This is a genomic window from Devosia litorisediminis (assembly GCF_018334155.1).
Lineage (GTDB): Bacteria > Pseudomonadota > Alphaproteobacteria > Rhizobiales > Devosiaceae > Devosia > Devosia litorisediminis.
In genome coordinates, this window is record NZ_JAGXTP010000002.1 from 335,282 (window position 1) to 353,972 (window position 18,691).

Consider the following 18,691-nt stretch of genomic DNA (forward strand, 5'->3'; position numbering starts at 1 on the left):
GATGGGTATGGTGCCCTCAGGAGACCAGATGACACCGTTCGACAGCGTTACCGCGCGCTTGATTCTATTGCTGGCCGATACCGGTTCGATCGGCCGCGCCGCCGAGCGCGAGGGCATTGCCTCTTCGGCTGTCAGCCGCCGCGTATCCGATCTCGAAAGCCGCCTGGGGGTCGTCCTGTTTGACCGCTCCGCGCACGGGGTCAGGCTGACCACGGCGGGTCTGTCCTATGCCGAGGGTTGTCGCACCGTCTTGCGCGCCATTGCCGACCTCGATGCCGTCATGGCCGATTTTGGCAGCGGCCAGCGCGGCGCACTCCGACTGGCCTGTACCAGTTCGGCACTCACCGGGCGGCTGCCCGAATTGCTCGCACGCTACGCGGACAAGCATGTCGGCATCGATCTCGATATTCAGGAAATGAGCGCAGCCAAAGCACTGCTGGCACTGGACGAAGGGCGAGCCGATGTCGCCATCGTCTCGGACAATTACGATTTCACGCGCTTCGACATCAAACCTTTTGAGGATGATCGAGTGTGGGTTGTGGCGCCGCCCGATCACGCCCTGGCGGACCGGATCGAGCCGCGCAAGGATATCGCCTTTGCCGATGTGCTCGATCATCCAATTGTCGGCATTCATCACGCCGGCTCGCTTGATCGACTACTGGCCGATGCCGCCAAGGCCGCCGACAAGCCGCTGACGGAAACGCTGCGCGTCGAGAGTTTCCCGGCGCTGGTGCGCATGGTTGAAGCCGGTTTTGGCATCGGCTTTCTACGCTCGACCAGCCTGCATCTGCTGGCCGGCACCGATCTGATCTGCGCCCCTTTGGCGGAGCCTTGGGCATTGCGCCAGCTTCTGGTGGCGCGCCGCAAGTCGACGCCGCTCTCGGCCGCGGTCAAGACCTTCATTACCTTGTGCAGCGAAACCTACGTCCCCTCAATCTGAGGCTTGCGACATTTCGGCGCTTTCGCGCGCCGCGGCGCCATCCTATGAGTGAGCCATGAACAGCGCGCGCAGCTTCAGCAGAGAAATCGGAACGGCCCTGGCCGTGCTCGCCGTCTATCTGTTTACCATTCTGGCGCCGCTGCACGAAGCCCGCGCCAGCCAACTGGCCTTTGAGGAACTCGGCTACAGCACCATCCAGACCGGCTGGGTGCTGTGTAATTCGCTCGAAACCAATGGGCAGGACGGCGACGTTTCGCTCACCAAATGTCCCGTAACCGGTATTGGCAAGCCTGCCGCGGTGGCGCCCACGTCGACAGCGCTGGTACTCGAGCAGCGCCCCGCACGCCTGACGGCCCCGCGCCCCTTTGCGACGCAGACCCCGACGCCTGTGATCATTGCCGCACCATCGGGACCGCGCGGACCGCCGGCACTGGTTTGACCGCCTGAGCCATTGGGCTCGCCTCAAATCACACTGCCATTTCCGGAGATCATCATGATCACTCTGCTGCGCGCCGCCCTTGCGGCCACTCTTCTGCTCGTTACCCCCGCCTTCGCCCATAACGGTGTTGTTCACCTCGGTGAAATCAACATCTCGGCGCCCTTCACCCGCGCCACCCTGCCCAATGCGCCGGTCGGGGGGGGCTTTCTGACCATCGAGAATACAGGTGATCAGACTGACCGTCTCATCTCGGCCACATCCAGCGTAGCTGGCGACACCCAGATCCACGAAATGTCCATGCAGGGCGACGTCATGAAAATGCGTGAATTGGCCGAAGGGCTGGAAATCCCCGCCGGTGCAACCGTGGCCATGGCTCCCGGCGGCTACCACATCATGTTCATGGGTCTCAATCAGGCCTTCGTTGAAGGCGAAAGCATCACCATCACGCTGGTATTTGAGAAGGCCGGTTCGGTTGAAATCGAACTGCCCGTGCTGGGCACTGCAGCCGATAGTGCAGGGCATGGCGCAATGGAAATGGATCACGACGCCAGCCAGGATGTTGCGCCCATGATGGACCATGGCGCCCTGAACAGCGAAAGCACCAATTGATGGACCTTGGGACCATTCGTTTCTGGCTCTGGGGATTGGTTGGTGCGCTGGCATTGACGGCCGGAGCCGGGGTGTTTTTGCTGCGCGAACCACCCAAACCCGCGTCGGGCTTTGGCACGGGGAGCTATGATCTGGTTGATCAGAAAGGCAATGCGGTGGATGAAACCATCTTTGTGGGCCATCCCTCGGCGCTATTCTTTGGTTTCACCCATTGCCCTGAAGTGTGCCCCACAACCATGGCGGAAATGGCCGGTTGGTTTGAAGCGCTTGGCGATGAAGGCGAGAATCTGCGCGCCTACTTCGTCACGGTCGATCCAGAACGCGATACGCCAGAAATCCTCGCTGACTATGTCGGTTGGGTCAGTGATCGCATTACCGGCCTGACCGGCTCGCCCGAGGAAATTGCCAAGATCGCCCGGTCCTGGGCTGTCTTTTACGAGCGCGTGCCGCTCGAAGGCGACGATTACACCATGGACCACAGCGCCTCGGTTTTCCTGATCGACGACAACGGCGAATTCCAGGGCACAATTGCCTATCGCGAAGATCAGACCACGGCACTGGCAAAGCTGCGCATGCTGCTGGCCAAGTCCTGATCCCCAGCGCCCGGTCTGTTTAAGTTCAGCCCGGGCGCTTATAATATGACGGAAAATATCACATTAGCTTTTGACTCCGCTTGGCGGCGTGGATAATAACCGGACATACTCAATCATGTTTGATTGTGCCCCTGTTTGTCGTTCCCGATTGGATGCCAAGTGAACAAGCTTACTCACACGCCCGCCATTCTCGCAGCGCTGGTCGCTGGCGCTCTTGCCCTGCCCAGCATGTCCCTGGCGCAAGACGTCACGGTCACCCATGCACAGGGCGAAACCACTATTTCCGGTGTGCCAGCAAAGGTGCTGACCTCGGACTGGGCTGCATTTGATAACCTGCATGCCATGGGCATTGCCGTTGCCGGCGTACCTGCCTCCAACTCCCCGGCTTATCTTCAGGGGTTCGTGGCGCCAGATGCGTTGCAGATCGGCTCGCTGTTTGAGCCCGATTTTGAAGGCATCGCCGCCTCGGAAGCTGATCTTTACGTCGTTGGCGCCCGCTCGCGCGCAGCCTATGAGACGGCCAAGGACATTCTGCCCACCATCGATATGTCGATCGACAATGCCGACATCATTGGTGGCATTGAGGCCAATCTGACCAAGCTGGGGGAAATCTTCCAGCTGCAGGACAAGGCTGCCGAACTCAACGCCGCGCTCGACGCCAAGGTGGCTGAGGTCAAGGCTGCTGCCGACGGCAAGGGCAATGCTCTGGTGCTGGTCACCAATGCCGGCAATGTCGGCGTCTATGGTCCCGACAGCCGCGTTGCCTGGATCCACAATCAGCTCGGTATTCCCACTGCCATGCCTGACGTCGAAGATGGCGATCACGGTGGCGACGGCATCTCGTTTGAGTTCATCCTGGAAACCAACCCCGACTGGCTGTTCGTTATCGACCGCGATGCGGGAACCGGCGAAAGCACCGGCGCAGCCGCTGCCCTGCTCGATAACGAACTGGTCAACCAGACCAGTGCTGCCCAGAACGGGCACATCGTCTATCTCGATCCGCAGGCTGCCTACATCACCATGCACGGCTATACCGGCGTGATGCTGCTGCTCGATCAGGTGCTGGCCGGCCTGAACGGCTGATCCCACGAGAACCAACCAACACCCGGCTGTTTCGGCAGCCGGGTGTTTGCCTGTTTGATTGGAGCTGGTCGCGATGCGCCTGCTTGCTCTTGCCATCGGGGCAACTATTGCCCTGGCCATTGTCAGCCTGTTTGTTGGTGTCAGCGATGTTTCGCTTGGCACCCTTTTGGCGTCTGACGCTGATAGCCGCGCGATGCAGGTACTGCTGATCAGCCGTATTCCACGCACACTGGCGATCATTCTGGCGGGCAGTTCGCTCGCCATTGCCGGGCTGGTGATGCAGATGGTGGTGCGCAACCGCTTCGTCGAACCCTCCACCGCGGGCACAACCGAAGCTGCCAGCCTCGGTTTTCTCGTCGTCACCATTCTGGCGCCGGGCTGGCCCTTGATGGCCAAGATGCTGGTTGCCGCTGCCTTTGCTTTGGCGGGAACCGCTTTGTTCCTGCGGATTTTGCGGGTGGTGCCGCTGCGCGACCAATTGCTGGTGCCGCTGGTCGGCATCATGCTGGGCGGCATTATTGGGGCCGTCACCAGTTTTTTTGCCTACCGATACGGTCTGCTGCCCTCGCTGCTCGCCTGGAACATGGGCGACTTCTCCGGCATTCTTCGCGGCCGTTACGAACTGCTCTGGATCGGTCTAGCCTGCGCCATTCTCGCCTATATCGCTGCTGACCGGTTCACCGTGGCGGGCATGGGCAAGGACTTCACCACCAATCTGGGTCTGAACTATGAGCGCGTCATGGTGCTCGGACTGGTCATCGTTTCGCTGATCAGCGCAGTGGTACTGGTCAGCGCCGGGTCCATCCCGTTTCTGGGCCTGATCATTCCTAATCTGGTCAGCCTGTTTGTCGGTGACAATATGCGCCGCACCGTGCCCTGGGTGGCTGTGTCTGGAGCCGGCTTCGTGCTGGCCTGCGATATTCTGGGACGCCTGATCCGGGCTCCCTATGAAATCCCCATCAGTGTGGTGGTCGGCGTCGCCGGTAGCGCCATCTTCCTCTATCTGCTGCTGCGGACCCCGCGCCATGCCAGTTAAGCTCTCTCGCCCGGTCCTTGCTCTGATCGTTCTCAGCCTGCTCGCGCTGGTTTCACTTCTCTGCTTCATGACGCTCGGCGCCAAGGGTAGCTGGAGCTTTGTGCTGCCGTTCCGAGGCCGCAAACTGCTGGCGCTGGTGCTGGTGGCCTATGCGGTGGCGGTCTCGACCGTGCTATTTCAGACGGTCACCAATAACCGCATTCTGACCCCCTCCATCATGGGGTTCGACGCGCTCTACATCCTGCTCCAGACCGCCATTGTCTTTTTTCTGGGCGCCGGTGCCTTGACCACGCTGAACGACCAGGCCCAGTTCGGTGTCGAGATCGTTGTGATGGTCGTGTTCTCCGGCCTGCTGTTCCGCTGGCTGTTTCTGGGTGAAGAGCGCAGCCTGCATTTGCTGGTACTGGTCGGGATTGTCTTTGGCATTCTGTTTCGCAGCCTGAGCCAGTTCATGCAGCGTCTGCTCGATCCCAACGCCTTCAATGTGCTGCAGGACAGCTTTTTTGCCAGTTTCGCCACGGTCGATACGACCTTGCTGACCACATCTACCATCATTGTCATTGCCGTTAGCCTGGTCGCGTTCCGCCTCGGTCACACCTTCGATGTGCTCGCGCTTGGGCGGTCCCAGGCGATCAATCTGGGCGTGCCCTACAAGCGCACGGTGGTGACCATTCTGATGCTGGTCTCGGTGCTGGTCGCCGTCTCCACCGCGCTGGTGGGACCCATCACCTTTTTCGGCCTGTTGGTCGCCAGTCTTGCGCACGGATTGGTGGGCACCAGCCGTCACAAATTCGTGCTGCCTGCTGCCGTGCTGCTGTCGATCATCTTTCTGGTCGGCGGCCAGACCGTGCTCGAACGCGTATTTGCCTTTGATACGGCCCTCTCGATCATCATCGAGTTTCTGGGTGGTATCGTCTTTATCTTCCTTGTTCTGCGGAGAGCTGCCCGATGATCGTCACCCAGGGCGTCACCAAGCATTACGGGACCAGTTGCGTTGTCGACGGCGTCTCGCTGCACCTGCCGGCCGGCGGCATCACCTCAATTATCGGCCCCAACGGCGCGGGCAAGTCCACGCTGCTTTCAATGGTCAGTCGCCTGATGGCCATGGACACCGGCACCGTTGTCATTGATGGACTCGATATCGCGACCACGCCCAGCGACGTACTCGCGCGCCGCCTGTCCATTTTGCGCCAGGACAACCACATGACCGCCCGTCTGACGGTGCGCGATCTGGTCAGCTTTGGTCGCTATCCCTATTCCAAAGGACGTCTGACCACAGAGGATCAGCACCACATCGAACAGGCGCTGGGTTACCTCAACCTGCTCGAACTTGCTGATCGCTTCCTTGACGAGCTTTCGGGCGGCCAGCGTCAGCGGGCGTTTGTCGCCATGGTGCTGTGTCAGGACACTGATTATGTGCTGCTCGACGAGCCGCTCAACAATCTCGACATGAAGCACGCTATGGGCATGATGAAACTGCTGCGCCGTGCCGCCGATGAGCTCGGCAAGACCGTGGTATTGGTGCTGCACGACATTAATTTCGCGTCCTGGTATTCGGACTACATCGTCGCCATGAAGCTGGGCAAGGTGGTGGGGCAGGGCGCTGTCGATGCCATGATTGATCCCGAGGTACTCTCGAAAATCTACGAGATGGACATCAAGGTGCACCAGATCGGTGGGCAGAAAATCAGTGTCTATTACGGGTGACGATTCAGCCTGCGATGGCTAACCTGAAGCCAAGATCGCAAAGGAGCGCACCATGAAGCCATCGATTTCCATCATTACCATCGGTGTCGATGATCTGGAGCGCGCCTTCGTGTTCTATCGGGCTCTGTTCGACATCGCCGAAGAGCAGATCGGCGCTGGAGAAGACCACGTAGCCTTCTTTTTTGATGACGGCTTTTCCTTTGTATTGTTCCCGCGCGAGCAGATCGCCCAGACAGCCGGCAAGGACATCGCCGTGGCCGGGACGCCCGGCTTTGTGCTCAGCCACCAGGCATCCAGCGCAGCAGAAGTCGACGAAATCTTGCGCAAGGTGCTGGCCGGTGGTGGCGCCATAGTCACCGAAGGCACCCAGTCCGAATGGGGCTATTCTGCCTATTTCGAGGACAGTGAAGGCAATATCTGGGAGCTGATGGCTCAGCCGCCCGCCAATTAGCTGCTAGAAGCCGCCGCCGGTCTTGAAGCCGCCATGCTTGCGTGTGCCGCCTGAGCCGGTGCGGGGCCGTGAAAACCCGCCGCCTGATCCCGGGCCACCCGAGGGGCGTCCGAAACCGCCACCGAAGCCGCCCTTGGTCTTGCCGCCCGCACCGCCACCAAAGCTGTTATCGGGCCACTTGAAGCCGCCATTATCTGGCCAGGGGTTGTTCGAGCGCTGACGACCATTATTGGGCAGGCCGACGCCACCACCCCAGTCCGAGGTGCCTGCGCTCCAGTTCTGGCTGCGCTGCCAACTGTCCCAATAGCTCGCAGCGGTAATGCCGCCGCGCAGGAAATCATTGAGCAGATCGCCCACCAGCCGGTCTTCGCGGAAGGTCGAGCGCGGATCATCAAACCGCTGCCTTTTGAACTCCCACTGAATGTCTTCTAGCTCGCGCCGCCGGGCCGCCAGGGTCTTGAGGCGCTCTTTCTGCTCGCGCGTCTCCTGATCTTCTTCGCGTGCCCGGGCTCGGGCATCGTCGATCTGGGCAACGATCGTGTCGTCTTGGCCTGTGCGGGTGCGACGGGCGTCAGCCAGCAGGGTTTTGATATCTTCGCGCCCTAGTGCGGTCGCCAGTTCTGCCGATGCGCTTTCAAAGGCCGGGTTGAGCCCTTGCGACAGGCCGGCAACGGTCTTGGCGGTCTCATCGCGCTGGTCCTCATGCGCCATGATTTGAGCATCCAGCGCATCGATCCGCTGCTGAGCGCTTTCCATCGCTTCGCGAATGGGTTTGCCCCCGGCGGTGTCGATAGCTTCGGTCTCCAGAGCATCCAGCTCGGTCTCGGCCACGCTGGCAATCGCAATCTGCCGTTCGGCATGCTCACGCAGCCGCAACGGAATCTCATTGAGCATGGCAAAGTTCGGCCGCGCCTTGTGGAATTTGATCAGTCCGGCCACCAGGCCGTCGAGATAGCGCACCAGATTGTTGGCGCGATAGTTCGAGGTGCCATAGCCGGCTTCCCACAGATACATAAACAGAGGGTCGTCGCGGTAAGGCTGTCCCTTTTCATCACGGTCCGCTTCGGCCTGTTCGGTCTTACGCATCGACTGCGCCGCCACGTCAGCCAGCTCGCTGGCCTTCTGCCGCTTGGCAGCAAAGGCGGGGTCGCGCGCAATCGTCGCCCCCAGCTTGCTCGCCAGCGCCTTGAGCTGGGCCTGATGGCTCTCAAACTGCTTGAGCGCATCGGCGCGTTCACCGGTGAGTTTGTTGAGCGCTTCGTCAATGCTGGCAATAGCGTTTTCGGCCTTGCTCAGCTCTTTGGCATGGGTCTTGATCTGCGCGCGTGCCTTGGTCTCAGCCGTGGTAATGGCGCCATCAAGCTCGCCCTGCACCGCCGGGTCGAGCCGCAAACGGGCCAACTGCCGGAACAGCTCGGCCTCGCTCTCGCGGATCTTGCTGATACGCTCGGCCGAACGGGCAAGACGCTTGGAAATTTCGTCTTCCTCGCGACGGATATCGCGCATCGCCTCGTCAAGGCTCGCCAGGGCTTCGGGACCGCGGATACTCATAGCTCTACCACCGCGTTACCGCCCCGCCGGATACCGGCACATTGTATTCGACATCTACAAAACCATACGATTTACGACCGATCTCATTGCTCTGGATGATGCCGTCATCCTGCTTGTCGGCCACGACGGCCTCATAGACCGACTCTGGGACCCGCACGCCCCATTTAGCAACAGTTTCTGTCTGCCCGTTCTCCTCGTTCAGGATTGGCAGGCTGATGGCATCTCCATCGGTATCGAGCGCTTCGACCACCAGATAGTAATTGGTGGCGTCGGTATTGATTTCCGGAAAGGTCCAGAAGCCCGATTGCTCATCGGGGCGATTGACCACCCGCAGTGTATATTCCTGACGTAACTGGTCGCGCAGCGTGGTCAGATCAGCAACCGCTGCTTCTGCAGCAGCGCGGTCACCTTCAGCAGCAAAGGTTTGACCGCGGGTCCGCAGGGCCTCGGCATCCACAACGGCCTGCTGCACCTTGGTTTCTTCAAAAATGGTCTCATATAGCGCGTCCATCTGCGCTGGCAGACCTTCGGCCAGCTCGATCCTGGCCTGTTCGGCCTGTCCGGCTTGATACGGTTGCCAGACGCCGAAATAGCCAATCATGACCGCCAGTACCGCGCCGACTATGGCGAGCACGGGCTTACCCCATTGCTTGCGACCCACATAGAGCTTGGCCAGGGTCACACCGAAGCTTGGCTCGGGCGCGTCATAGGCAAAACGACTTTCCTGCAGTGCCGCCACACCCTCTTTGAGGATGTGGTCTGGCACTTCAATGCCCTGCTGATGATAGATATCGCGCAGCTTGGAGATCAGTTGCGCTTCTTTGGCGTCGGTGTCGAGTTCACGCGTCGCCAGACCTTGCTGGTGACGCAGGGTATCCACCACATCCATCGCCAGCATGACTTCGTCCAGGGGTGCAGCGGACTTTGCGGTCGCGTCACTCATAATTGCCGTCCACCCGTATGCGTCTCTCGGCTCAGTTCCGGTCCTCGAGCAGCAGCGCATTGCCCTCGGCAGCCAAAGCCGCCAGACGGCGCTTGCCATCTTCCACAGCGTCGCGGATTTCCTCGGAATTCTTGGTCGACGCGACGCGCATCTCGTTGATGATGGTGCGGCTCTTCTCCTGGAAGTTCACCACCGAATCCACCAGCTTCTTGACCGCATCGGCGCGCACCGTTGGGCCGTAGCCAGCCCGGACGGCTTCCTCGGTCACCTTGTCGCCGATCTCGGAAAGGGTTTCGAGGCTCTTGCTCATCCCTTCCTTCATGGCGTTCAGTGTCTCGGTGGATTCATGCAGGCCAAACATGCCGGTGAACGACGCGGACAATGCGGTCAGCACGGTCTCATTGGTCGAGAAGAACGAAATCGACTGCTGATAGACCCGCTCCTTGGCATTGGTCGTCTGCATCAGACGAGCCATCACCACTTCGGACGTGTTGTACGAAATGGTCAGATTGTCCGAGAGGTCCTTGGCGATCTGATAGCGCGACTCTTCATTTTGCATGTCGCGCAGCTTTTCGTCGCGATCCATTTCCAGACGCGCACGATCAGCAGGAACGCTGCCGGCATACGTCGAGACGGCTTCCGAAGCAGCCTGGAGGATGTTCTTTTTCTCGGTGAGACGCTTTTCAGCGGTCCCCAGCACTTCCAGGGCCATCACTTCTGACTGCTTGAGCGCGCCACGGAAGTCGCGATAGGCCTCCAGAATGGTGTGTTCGCGGTCGATCTGATCCTTGGTGTCGGCCGTGACGGCCAGATAGGTGTCACGGATTTTGTCAAAGCGCGTGGCGATATCGCCGCGGCTGACCTTCATCCACACATTGGACGCCCGCTCAAGCAGGTCGAGCTTGTTGTCTGCCAACTGGTCGACCATGCCCTTGGCGTCGTCGCGGATGGAATCAAAACCCTTGGTGATGTCTTCGTAGCGCTCACCGATCTTCATGGCGGCGATCTGCTCGCGGACAACTTCATTGAAGGCGCTCGCCTGGCTCAACGTGCGACCAATCAGTACCACGCGGGTCTCGTCCAGTTCGGTGATCTTGGCGAGCAGGCCGGTAATGGGGGCTTCACCCTGCTGTTCAGGCCAGATCCCCAGGTCGCGAATGGCGTTGACCGCCTTGTCCAGATACTGCAGCGGCTTGTCAGCCGACATCGCGACTGGCGCCACTTCAGTTGCTGGTGCAGTGGTCACTTCATTGGCCATTGTATCGCTCCCCGTATGATTGACGCCGAACCGGCGGAATGCCCTCGTCGCGCTATTGATCGCCGCTGGGTCGCTGCCTGACAATTGCAACTGCCCATTCAGACAACTATTTAGACCATATTGGTGCGAAAAAGCCGCACGTAAAGAGCAAGGCCCGCAACTATGGCAAGCAAGTGTTTCTGGTGGTATCGCGGCCACAATAGGGCCGTCATGCAACATAAGCGCGAAGGTAGCCGCTAATGGACTTTGGTGGACGCTATATCGTCGCCGCCCCGCGCGTGGCCGTGTGGGCTGCACTCAACGACACCGCCATGCTCAAGGCGGCGATTCCGGGCTGTCACAAGATTGCCTGGTCCGGCGCGGACACGCTGGATCTTGAGATCAAGGTCAATCTTGGCGTGGTGCACCCCGTCTTCAAAGGCGATCTGGCCCTGACCGGCATCGTGCCAGCGGAGCGCTATACGCTGACCGGGCGGGGCAAGGGTGGATTGCTCGGTCTGGCTGAAGGCTCGGCCGACATCGTTCTCTCCGATCGCGGCGAGCAGACGTTGCTGGTGTTTGACGCCAAGGGCGGTGCGTCGGGCCAGATCATGAAGCTGGGCAAGGCAATCATCGGCAATTCGGCGCAGAAGATCATTGACGGCTTCTTTGAGCGGTTCGGCGCGGCCATGGGTGCTGAGGTTACCCCGCTGCCGGTCGAGGAGGACGCCAGCACCAATTAAGCGCGCGCTAACCATGCCCTCATCTGCCCTCAAACCATCACAATCGGACGGTCTCAATTGCAGTAGGGAATGCCTCCGCATTCGCTCAACCTTGAAACAAATTGCAATGACCTCCCGCACAAGAGACACGATCGCCCTGTTCGCTATTGGCTCCCTGGCCATTCTGGTGGTGTTCTCGCCCGATATTGATCTCGAGGGCCTGTTCCAGTCCGTCCTGTCGCGCTGGTAGCTCTGGTCGATAGTTTGGGCAAATCGCCGCGCAGCACGCAGGCTTGATGTTCAAAATTTGACCAATCGGAAAAAAATGGGCGATTCCATCTTGCAAGTGCTGCATTTGCACGGTTGTATCGCTGCCTAGAGCACGCCGAGTGTCCGCTGGAGCGTATTGCCAGCGCGAGCGTGCGAGACAGGGAGACGAACTCGATGAAATTTTCCACCTTTACCAAGGCTGTTGCTGGCGGCGTTGCGCTGAGCGCGATCCTCACAGGCACTGCCTTTGCCGACCCCGCAGTCATCTATGATCTGGGCGGCAAGTTCGACAAGTCGTTCAACGAAGCCGCTTATAACGGTGCCGAAGCCTGGAAGGCCGAAACCGGCGGCAGCTTCCTTGATCTTGAACTGCAGAACGATGCCCAGCGCGAACAGGCTCTGCGCCGCTTCGCTGGTCAGGGTGCAAACCCCATCGTTATGGCTGGCTTCTCCTGGACTGCTGCGCTTACCGCTGTGGCGCCAGAATTCCCCGATACCAATTTTGTCGTGATCGATACCGTCGTTGACGCACCAAACGTGCAGTCGATCATTTTTGATGAGCACACTGGCTCGTTCCTGGTCGGCGCTCTGGCCGCACTCAAGTCCGAAACCGGCACTGTCGGCTTCGTTGGCGGCATGGACGTTCCACTGATCCACAAGTTCTACTGTGGCTATGCTCAGGGCGCCAAGGCCGTCAACGCAGACATCAAGCTGATCGAAAACTACACTGGCACCACTCCAGCTGCGTGGAACGATCCCGTGACTGCTGGCGAACTGACCAAGGCTGCCATCGATAACGGCGCTGACGTGATCTTCGCCGCCGCTGGTGGCTCGGGCCTTGGCGTGCTTCAGGCTGCCAAGGATGCCGGCAAGTACTCGATCGGTGTCGACAGCAACCAGAACTACCTCCAGCCCGGTTCGGTGCTGACCTCCATGCTCAAGCGCGTTGACGTGGCTGTGCAGAACGCTCTGACCGAAGCCGCCGATGACGCTACCTTCCAGCCCGGCCTGACCGTGCTTGGTCTGGCTGAAAACGGTGTTGGCTACTCGCTGGACGAGAACAACGCCGACCTGATCACTGCCGATATGCAGACCACGGTTGACGAGCTCTCGGCTCAGATCCAGTCCGGTGCGCTGGTCGTGCACGACTACACCACCGACTCAACCTGCCCGCTCTAAGCCCAGCTAGATGAGCCAAGACGACTCCATGAACTCGCAGCGGCCGGAAACGGCCGCTGCATCCGCCCCGGCCAATGGCTGGGCAATTCAGCTTGAGAAGATCAACAAGCGATTTGGCGCTGTTCACGCCAACAAGGACATTGACCTCCGGGTCGCGCGGGGCTCCATCCACGGTATCGTGGGCGAGAACGGCGCTGGCAAATCGACGCTGATGTCCATCCTGTATGGCTTCTACACGGCCGACAGCGGCACCATCCGCGTCAACGGCACCGAGCAGGAAATCACCGATAGCCGCCATGCTCTGGCACTGGGCATCGGTATGGTGCACCAGCACTTCATGCTGGTTGATAATTTCTCGGTCCTCGAAAACGTCGTTCTGGGCGCCGAGGACTCCGGTTTCATCAAGCCCAGCCTTGACCGCGCGCGTCAGGAACTCAACCGGCTCGAAACAGAATATGACCTTGAGGTCGATCCCGATGCGATCATCGAGGACATCTCGGTCGGACAGCAGCAGCGCGTCGAAATTCTCAAGGCGCTCTACCGCGGCGCTGAAACCCTGATTCTGGACGAACCCACGGGCGTGCTGACGCCAAGGGAAGCCGACGATCTGTTCCGCGTGCTGGAAACACTGCGCGCTCAGGGCAAGACAGTGATCCTGATCACGCACAAGCTGCGTGAAATCATGGCGATTACCGACAGCGTGTCGGTGATGCGTCAGGGCGAAATGGTGGCCACCCTCAAGACCGCCGACACCAGCCCCGAAGAGATCGCCGAACTGATGGTCGGTCGCCACGTCTTGCTCGAAGTCGAAAAAGGCCCGGCCAAGCCCGGCGAAAAGCTGCTCGAAGTGCACAATCTCGTCGTCAAGGACGACATGGGTGTCACCCGGGTCAAGAATGTCAGCTTCTCGGTACGCGCCGGCGAGATCGTCGGTATTGCCGGTGTTTCCGGCAATGGCCAGAGCGATCTGCTTGAGGCCGTCAGCGGCATGCGTGACCAGTCCGCGGGCGATATTATCCTCAAGGGTGTCACCCTCTCGCTGGCCGGCGATGACGGCGCTTCGCGCGCCCGCGCCGCGGGTTTGGCCCATGTGCCCGAGGACCGTCAGCGCATGGGTCTGGTGACCCAGTTTGCCGAATGGGAAAACGCCATTCTGGGCTACCAGAACAGCCCGGAATACGGCACCAACGGCTTCCTCGACATCAAGGCCGCCAAAAAGCGTGCTGCCGAACATGTCGAACTGTTCGACGTGCGACCGGCCAATATCAATCTCAAAACCTCGCTGTTCTCCGGCGGCAACCAGCAGAAAATCGTGCTGGCACGTGAAATGGAGCGCGACCCCGATGTGCTGGTCGTTGGTCAGCCCACGCGTGGCGTCGATATCGGGGCCATCGAGTTCATCCACAATCAGATCATCAAGATGCGCGACGAGGGCAAGGCGATCCTGCTTGTCTCGGTCGAGCTCGACGAAATCCGCTCTCTGGCCGACCGCATCCTGGTGATGTTTGACGGCCAGATCGTCGGTGAAGCCGATCCAGCCACCGCCACTGAAGGCGAGCTGGGCCTGATGATGGCCGGTATCGGCAACGACAAGAAGGCCGCAGAATGAGCGCCCGTAGACCTCTTCCGCGCTGGGCTGATGTGGCCCTGCTGCCCGCGATCAACCTGCTTCTGGCGTTTCTGGTGTCCGGTCTTGTGGTGCTGCTGGTGGGTGAAAATCCGCTGCACGCCATTCAGGTCATCATTTACGGCGCCTTCGGCTATGGCGACGGCTTCGGCTATACGCTGTACTACACGACCAACTTCATCTTCACCGGCCTGGCCGTGGCCGTTGCCGCCCATGCCGGACTGTTCAATATTGGCGGTGATGGACAGGCCTATGTCGCCGGGCTTGGCGCCATTGTCGTCGCTCTGGCGCTTGATCAGACCCATTGGCTGATCGCCATGCCGCTGGCCATTCTCGCCGCTGCGGCCGTTGGCGGCTTCTGGGCCTTCATTCCCGGCTATCTGCAGGCCAAGCGCGGCAGCCACGTCGTGATCACCACGATCATGTTCAACTTCATCGGCGCCGCGCTGATGGTTTACATGGTCAATCGCGTGCTCAAGCCTGCCAGCAGCATGGCGCCTGAATCCGACACCATCGAGATGGGTGGCCGCGTGCCACAGTTGCGCGAGTTCAGCTCATTCTTTGGCTACTCCCCGGTAAACCTGTCCATCGTCATTGCGGTCCTGGCCCTGATCGGGGTCTACATCCTGATCTGGCACACCAAGTTCGGCTATGCCGTACGGGTATTGGGCGCCAACCCGACCGCCTCCCGCTACGCGGGTATTTCAAACTCCAAGATGATCATGATCACCATGACTATTTCCGGCGCACTGGCCGGGATGGTGGCGATCAACGAAGTGATGGGCGTGCAACATCGCCTGGTGCTCGACTTTGTCGCAGGTGCCGGGTTCGTGGGCATCGCTGTGGCCCTGATGGGCCGCAACCATCCCATCGGCATCCTGCTTGCATCGCTTCTGTTTGGCGCCCTCTATCAGGGTGGTCAGGAGTTGCAATTCGTTATTCCCGCCATCACCAAGGAAATGATTGTCGTGATCCAGGCGCTGGTGATCCTGTTCACCGGTGCCATGGAAGGGCTGTTCCGCCCCTCTCTGGAGCGCAGCTTCATGCTGTTCTCACCTGAGCAAAAGTCTGAAGCCATCGAGCGGGAAACCGCCAAGACGGAGAGCTGACCGATGGATCTTTCAGCAACCCTTTCCATTCTGGACGCGACCATTCGCCTGTCCACCCCGCTTCTGCTCGCCTGTCTGGCTGGGATGTATTCCGAACGCGCTGGCGTGTTCGATATTGGTCTTGAAGGCAAGATGCTTGCTGCCGCGTTCGCAGCTGGTGCCGTCGCCGCCGTTACAGGCTCGGCCTGGCTGGGCCTTGCAGCCGGCATGCTCGTCTCATTGGCCACCGCACTGTTGCAGGGTTTTGCCGCAATTTCGCTCAAGGGCAATCAGTTGATTGCCGGCGTTGCGATCAACATGCTGGCGGCTGGTCTGACGACATTTTTGGGGCAAACCTGGTTCCATCAGGGTGGGCGCACCCCGCCGCTGGGCGATGGCGGCCGCTTTGAGCCGATCACCCTGCCATTCGCCGAACAGCTCCAGGGCGTGCCCGTGCTCGGGCCAATCTACTACGACTTGCTATCAGGCCACTACCTGCTGGTCTATATCGCCTTCATCATGGTGGCGGTAACCTGGTTCGTGCTGTTCCGTACCCGGTTTGGCCTGCGGCTGCGCGCTGTGGGTGAAAACCCCAAGGCCGTCGATACCGCCGGTATTTCCGTGGTCAAACTGCGCTTTCAGGCCGTTATCATCACTGGTCTGCTATGCGGGCTGGCTGGCGCCTATTTCTCCATCGCCCAAGGCTCGGGCTTCGGCAATAACATGACGGCGGGTAAGGGCTTTATCGCTTTGGCCGCGCTGATCTTTGCCAAGTGGAAGCCTGTCCCGGCCATGTTTACCTGCCTGCTGTTCGGCTTTCTCGATGCAATGCAGATCCGTCTGCAGAGCGCAGAGCTGTTCGGTATCGAAGTGCCCGTACAGGCCATTCAGGCGTTGCCCTATGTGCTCACAGTGGTTCTGCTGGCGGGCTTTATCGGCAAGGCAGTGGGCCCCAAGGCTGGCGGCGTCCCCTATACCAAGGAGCGCTAGCGGCTACGCTGGCGTCAGACAATGACACACACTGCAACGGACAAGGCCTTGTACGAGGCCGCGGCTGCTATTCGCGCTAAATCTTACTCGCCCTATTCCAACTTTGCCGTTGGTGCAGCGATCTTGGCTGATGACGGTCAGATCTACGCCGGCTGCAATATCGAGAATGCGGCCTACCCGCAGGGCAATTGCGCCGAGGCCTCCGCCATTTCGGCGATGATCGCGGCGGGTGGCAAACGCATCAAGCGCATCTATGTGATCGGCACGGGCGCCGCGCCGGTCACCCCTTGCGGTGGCTGCCGCCAGCGCATCCGCGAGTTTGCCGATCTTGATGTGGAGGTGATCTCCCACGGTGTCGACGGCGATCCGCTTACCTGCACGCTCGACTATTTGCTGCCGCATAGTTTCGGCCCGGAGTATCTTTCGAAATGACCAAGGCATCCAAGACAATCCGCAAGATTGCCGGCGATCAGCCCATCGACGCCGCCATTGTGCTCGGCTCAGGGCTGTCGGCCATCGGCGAGCTGCTGACAGACAAGGTGACCATTCCCTATTCCGAGCTCAAGGGGTTTCCCGGCGGGGGCGTGTCCGGGCATGGCCGAGACTTGCTGATCGGCACCATGGGGGGCAAGCGTGTTGCCATCCTGACGGGGCGCGAGCACTATTACGAACACGGCAATGCCGCTGCCATGCGCCCCGCGCTTGAAGCCATGGCAGAGCTGGGCGCCAAGACCCTTCTGCTGACCAATTCGGCTGGCTCGCTCGACGAGCGGTTTCAGCCCGGCGATCTCATGCTGCTCTCCGATCACATCAATTATGCTGGCATGAACCCGCTGATCGGTGAACCAACTGACCGCCGTTTTGTGAACATGGTCGATTGCTACGACCCCGCTTTGCGCGCCAAGGCGCATGACGTTGCTGACCGTTTCGACATCAAGCTCGGCGAAGGCATCTATCTCTGGTATTCTGGCCCCAGCTTCGAAACGGTGGCCGAAATCCAGATGGCCGTGCGCCTGGGCGCCAATGCCGTCGGCATGTCGACGGCACCAGAAGTCATTCTCGGGCGTTTCCTGGGCATGAAAGTTTGGGCCTGCTCCTCGATCACCAATATGGGTGCCGGCCTGTCGAGCGAAAACATCAGCCATGAGCATACAAAAACCATGGCGGTACAGGGCGCGGCCAAGCTGAAACAGCTGATACCCGCGCTGGTGGAGGAACTATGAGCCTGCGCGTCGTCGACAACAGCCAGCCCCACATTCCGCACAAACGGAATCCCGGTTTTCCGCTCGATCTCGATTGGGTCGAACGCGTCCGCATGAACCGTTCGGCGCTCGAGCGCCGTGCCGGCTCTATCGGTGCGCGTCGCACGGTCAAGAAGGACTATCAGCTCGCATGGTTGCTCAAGGCGATCACCATGATCGACCTGACCACGCTCAATTCTGACGATACCGATGGTCGCGTCGAACGGCTTTGCGCCAAGGCCTTGCACCCGCTGCGTCAGGACATTCTCGACCAGCTTGATCTGGGCGATCTGCGTATCCTGCCCGGCGCGGTCTGCGTCTACCACAGCTTCGTCAAAACGGCCGTCGACGCGCTGGAAGGCTCGGGCATTCCCGTTGCAGCTGTCTCCACGGCTTTCCCGCATGGTCTGGCGCCGATCGAAACCAAGCTCAAGGAGATCGAGATGTCGGTCGCCGATGGCGCGGCCGAAATCGACATCGTCATCGAACGCGGCATGGTACTGCGCAATGACTGGCAGGCGCTCTACGATCAGGTCCGCGCCTTCCGCAAGGCGTGTGGCAACGCCCATATCAAGACCATTCTGGGCACAGGCGAACTGGCTACCCAGACCAATGTCGCCAAGGCGAGCCTGGTGTGCATGATGGCCGGTGCCGATTTCATCAAGACCTCGACCGGCAAGGAAAAGGTCAACGCCAATCTGGTCACCAGCCTGACCATGATCCGCATGATCCGCTGGTTTGCCGAAGAGACCGGCATCGAGATCGGCTACAAGCCCGCGGGTGGCATTTCCAAGACCAAGGATGCGCTGACCTATATGGCGTTGATGAAGGAAGAGCTGGGCACCCACTGGCTGCAGCCTCATCTGTTCCGCTTTGGTGCTTCAAGCCTGCTCACCGACATCGAGCGCCAGATCGAACATGGCCTGACCGGTCACTATTCTGCCGATTATCGGCAACCCATGGTTTAGGCGCGAGGCGCGCCGCG

General features: G+C 60.2%; 21 protein-coding genes. 18 read left to right on the top strand and 3 right to left on the bottom strand.

What is annotated here, in order from left to right:
- Positions 1-28 precede the first annotated feature (28 nt).
- From KD146_RS14430 to KD146_RS14470, 9 genes are all read left to right on the top strand, one after another.
- On the top strand, positions 29-940 hold the full coding sequence (locus KD146_RS14430) for a LysR family transcriptional regulator (protein ID WP_212659516.1): 912 nt from the start codon (positions 29-31) through the stop codon (positions 938-940).
- 55 nt (positions 941-995) lie between these two features.
- Positions 996-1,379 carry a hypothetical protein gene (locus tag KD146_RS14435; RefSeq protein ID WP_212659517.1) on the top strand — a complete coding sequence of 128 codons (384 nt, stop codon included), beginning with the start codon at positions 996-998 and terminating at the stop codon, positions 1,377-1,379.
- 54 nt (positions 1,380-1,433) lie between these two features.
- Positions 1,434-1,988: a copper chaperone PCu(A)C gene (locus KD146_RS14440; protein ID WP_212659518.1), complete on the top strand. Its 555-nt coding sequence runs from the start codon at positions 1,434-1,436 to the stop codon at positions 1,986-1,988.
- Positions 1,988-2,581, top strand: a complete 594-nt coding sequence (locus KD146_RS14445) for an SCO family protein (protein WP_212659519.1) — start codon at positions 1,988-1,990, stop codon at positions 2,579-2,581. The genes KD146_RS14440 and KD146_RS14445 overlap by 1 nt, the downstream gene beginning before the upstream one ends.
- Positions 2,582-2,740: 159 nt before the next feature.
- Positions 2,741-3,664, top strand: a complete 924-nt coding sequence (locus tag KD146_RS14450; RefSeq protein ID WP_339892956.1) for a siderophore ABC transporter substrate-binding protein — start codon at positions 2,741-2,743, stop codon at positions 3,662-3,664.
- Between the two features lie 73 nt (positions 3,665-3,737).
- On the top strand, positions 3,738-4,700 hold the full coding sequence (locus KD146_RS14455) for an ABC transporter permease (RefSeq protein WP_212659520.1): 963 nt from the start codon (positions 3,738-3,740) through the stop codon (positions 4,698-4,700).
- Entirely contained in the window at positions 4,690-5,652 is a 963-nt protein-coding gene (locus KD146_RS14460) for an iron chelate uptake ABC transporter family permease subunit (RefSeq protein WP_212659521.1), read from the top strand. The genes KD146_RS14455 and KD146_RS14460 overlap by 11 nt, the downstream gene beginning before the upstream one ends.
- Positions 5,649-6,407 carry an iron ABC transporter ATP-binding protein gene (locus tag KD146_RS14465; protein WP_212659522.1) on the top strand — a complete coding sequence of 253 codons (759 nt, stop codon included), beginning with the start codon at positions 5,649-5,651 and terminating at the stop codon, positions 6,405-6,407. The genes KD146_RS14460 and KD146_RS14465 overlap by 4 nt, the downstream gene beginning before the upstream one ends.
- Positions 6,408-6,459: 52 nt before the next feature.
- Positions 6,460-6,858, top strand: coding sequence for a VOC family protein (locus KD146_RS14470; RefSeq protein WP_212659523.1), 399 nt, complete (start codon positions 6,460-6,462; stop codon positions 6,856-6,858).
- Positions 6,859-6,861: 3 nt separating this feature from the next.
- Here the strand turns inward: KD146_RS14470 and KD146_RS14475 are convergent, their stop codons facing one another.
- Genes KD146_RS14475 through KD146_RS14485 form a run of 3 tightly spaced genes read right to left on the bottom strand, consistent with a single transcriptional unit; the run spans position 6,862 to position 10,610 of the window.
- A complete protein-coding gene (locus KD146_RS14475) occupies positions 6,862-8,409 on the bottom strand; it encodes a coiled-coil domain-containing protein (RefSeq protein WP_212659524.1) in 1,548 nt (515 codons plus the stop codon).
- 4 nt (positions 8,410-8,413) lie between these two features.
- Positions 8,414-9,352 (bottom strand): DUF6384 family protein, encoded by a 939-nt coding sequence (locus KD146_RS14480; protein ID WP_212659525.1) that lies wholly within the window; start codon positions 9,350-9,352, stop codon positions 8,414-8,416.
- Between the two features lie 31 nt (positions 9,353-9,383).
- The gene (locus KD146_RS14485) at positions 9,384-10,610 is read right to left on the bottom strand and encodes a cell surface protein (RefSeq protein ID WP_427857110.1); all 1,227 of its coding nucleotides are present in this window, start codon (positions 10,608-10,610) and stop codon (positions 9,384-9,386) included.
- A gap of 239 nt (positions 10,611-10,849) precedes the next feature.
- Here KD146_RS14485 and KD146_RS14490 point away from each other — a divergent pair, with 239 nt between their 5' ends.
- The 9 genes from KD146_RS14490 (at position 10,850) to deoC (ending at position 18,674) form a co-directional block, all read left to right on the top strand.
- A complete protein-coding gene (locus KD146_RS14490) occupies positions 10,850-11,332 on the top strand; it encodes an SRPBCC family protein (RefSeq protein ID WP_212659526.1) in 483 nt (160 codons plus the stop codon).
- A 106-nt stretch (positions 11,333-11,438) separates the two neighbouring features.
- Complete coding sequence (locus KD146_RS18400) at positions 11,439-11,561, top strand: hypothetical protein (protein ID WP_282222684.1); 123 nt, start codon at positions 11,439-11,441, stop codon at positions 11,559-11,561.
- A 194-nt stretch (positions 11,562-11,755) separates the two neighbouring features.
- Positions 11,756-12,760, top strand: a complete 1,005-nt coding sequence (locus tag KD146_RS14495) for a BMP family lipoprotein (RefSeq protein ID WP_212659527.1) — start codon at positions 11,756-11,758, stop codon at positions 12,758-12,760.
- A gap of 28 nt (positions 12,761-12,788) precedes the next feature.
- Positions 12,789-14,369 (top strand): ABC transporter ATP-binding protein, encoded by a 1,581-nt coding sequence (locus KD146_RS14500; RefSeq protein ID WP_212659654.1) that lies wholly within the window; start codon positions 12,789-12,791, stop codon positions 14,367-14,369.
- Positions 14,366-15,496: an ABC transporter permease gene (locus tag KD146_RS14505; protein ID WP_212659528.1), complete on the top strand. Its 1,131-nt coding sequence runs from the start codon at positions 14,366-14,368 to the stop codon at positions 15,494-15,496. Before KD146_RS14500 ends, KD146_RS14505 begins: the two co-directional genes overlap by 4 nt.
- A gap of 3 nt (positions 15,497-15,499) precedes the next feature.
- Positions 15,500-16,465: an ABC transporter permease gene (locus tag KD146_RS14510; RefSeq protein WP_212659529.1), complete on the top strand. Its 966-nt coding sequence runs from the start codon at positions 15,500-15,502 to the stop codon at positions 16,463-16,465.
- Positions 16,466-16,486: 21 nt separating this feature from the next.
- The gene (locus KD146_RS14515) at positions 16,487-16,897 is read left to right on the top strand and encodes a cytidine deaminase (protein ID WP_212659530.1); all 411 of its coding nucleotides are present in this window, start codon (positions 16,487-16,489) and stop codon (positions 16,895-16,897) included.
- Positions 16,894-17,688, top strand: a complete 795-nt coding sequence (locus KD146_RS14520) for a purine-nucleoside phosphorylase (protein ID WP_212659531.1) — start codon at positions 16,894-16,896, stop codon at positions 17,686-17,688. Before KD146_RS14515 ends, KD146_RS14520 begins: the two co-directional genes overlap by 4 nt.
- The gene (gene deoC, locus KD146_RS14525) at positions 17,685-18,674 is read left to right on the top strand and encodes a deoxyribose-phosphate aldolase (RefSeq protein WP_212659532.1); all 990 of its coding nucleotides are present in this window, start codon (positions 17,685-17,687) and stop codon (positions 18,672-18,674) included. Before KD146_RS14520 ends, deoC begins: the two co-directional genes overlap by 4 nt.
- Positions 18,675-18,691 lie beyond the last annotated feature (17 nt).

What these genes read in the sequence shown, in the direction of transcription:
- KD146_RS14430 (WP_212659516.1), top strand. Translation starts at nt 29, where the DNA reads ATGACACCGTTCGACAGCGTTACCGCGCGCTTGATTCTATTGCTGGCC.
- KD146_RS14435 (WP_212659517.1), top strand. Translation starts at nt 996, where the DNA reads ATGAACAGCGCGCGCAGCTTCAGCAGAGAAATCGGAACGGCCCTGGCC.
- KD146_RS14440 (WP_212659518.1), top strand. Translation starts at nt 1,434, where the DNA reads ATGATCACTCTGCTGCGCGCCGCCCTTGCGGCCACTCTTCTGCTCGTT.
- KD146_RS14445 (WP_212659519.1), top strand. Translation starts at nt 1,988, where the DNA reads ATGGACCTTGGGACCATTCGTTTCTGGCTCTGGGGATTGGTTGGTGCG.
- KD146_RS14455 (WP_212659520.1), top strand. Translation starts at nt 3,738, where the DNA reads ATGCGCCTGCTTGCTCTTGCCATCGGGGCAACTATTGCCCTGGCCATT.
- KD146_RS14460 (WP_212659521.1), top strand. Translation starts at nt 4,690, where the DNA reads ATGCCAGTTAAGCTCTCTCGCCCGGTCCTTGCTCTGATCGTTCTCAGC.
- KD146_RS14465 (WP_212659522.1), top strand. Translation starts at nt 5,649, where the DNA reads ATGATCGTCACCCAGGGCGTCACCAAGCATTACGGGACCAGTTGCGTT.
- KD146_RS14470 (WP_212659523.1), top strand. Translation starts at nt 6,460, where the DNA reads ATGAAGCCATCGATTTCCATCATTACCATCGGTGTCGATGATCTGGAG.
- KD146_RS14475 (WP_212659524.1), bottom strand. Translation starts at nt 8,409, where the DNA reads ATGAGTATCCGCGGTCCCGAAGCCCTGGCGAGCCTTGACGAGGCGATG.
- KD146_RS14480 (WP_212659525.1), bottom strand. Translation starts at nt 9,352, where the DNA reads ATGAGTGACGCGACCGCAAAGTCCGCTGCACCCCTGGACGAAGTCATG.
- KD146_RS14485 (WP_427857110.1), bottom strand. Translation starts at nt 10,610, where the DNA reads ATGGCCAATGAAGTGACCACTGCACCAGCAACTGAAGTGGCGCCAGTC.
- KD146_RS14490 (WP_212659526.1), top strand. Translation starts at nt 10,850, where the DNA reads ATGGACTTTGGTGGACGCTATATCGTCGCCGCCCCGCGCGTGGCCGTG.
- KD146_RS18400 (WP_282222684.1), top strand. Translation starts at nt 11,439, where the DNA reads ATGACCTCCCGCACAAGAGACACGATCGCCCTGTTCGCTATTGGCTCC.
- KD146_RS14495 (WP_212659527.1), top strand. Translation starts at nt 11,756, where the DNA reads ATGAAATTTTCCACCTTTACCAAGGCTGTTGCTGGCGGCGTTGCGCTG.
- KD146_RS14500 (WP_212659654.1), top strand. Translation starts at nt 12,789, where the DNA reads ATGAACTCGCAGCGGCCGGAAACGGCCGCTGCATCCGCCCCGGCCAAT.
- KD146_RS14505 (WP_212659528.1), top strand. Translation starts at nt 14,366, where the DNA reads ATGAGCGCCCGTAGACCTCTTCCGCGCTGGGCTGATGTGGCCCTGCTG.
- KD146_RS14510 (WP_212659529.1), top strand. Translation starts at nt 15,500, where the DNA reads ATGGATCTTTCAGCAACCCTTTCCATTCTGGACGCGACCATTCGCCTG.
- KD146_RS14515 (WP_212659530.1), top strand. Translation starts at nt 16,487, where the DNA reads ATGACACACACTGCAACGGACAAGGCCTTGTACGAGGCCGCGGCTGCT.
- KD146_RS14520 (WP_212659531.1), top strand. Translation starts at nt 16,894, where the DNA reads ATGACCAAGGCATCCAAGACAATCCGCAAGATTGCCGGCGATCAGCCC.
- deoC (WP_212659532.1), top strand. Translation starts at nt 17,685, where the DNA reads ATGAGCCTGCGCGTCGTCGACAACAGCCAGCCCCACATTCCGCACAAA.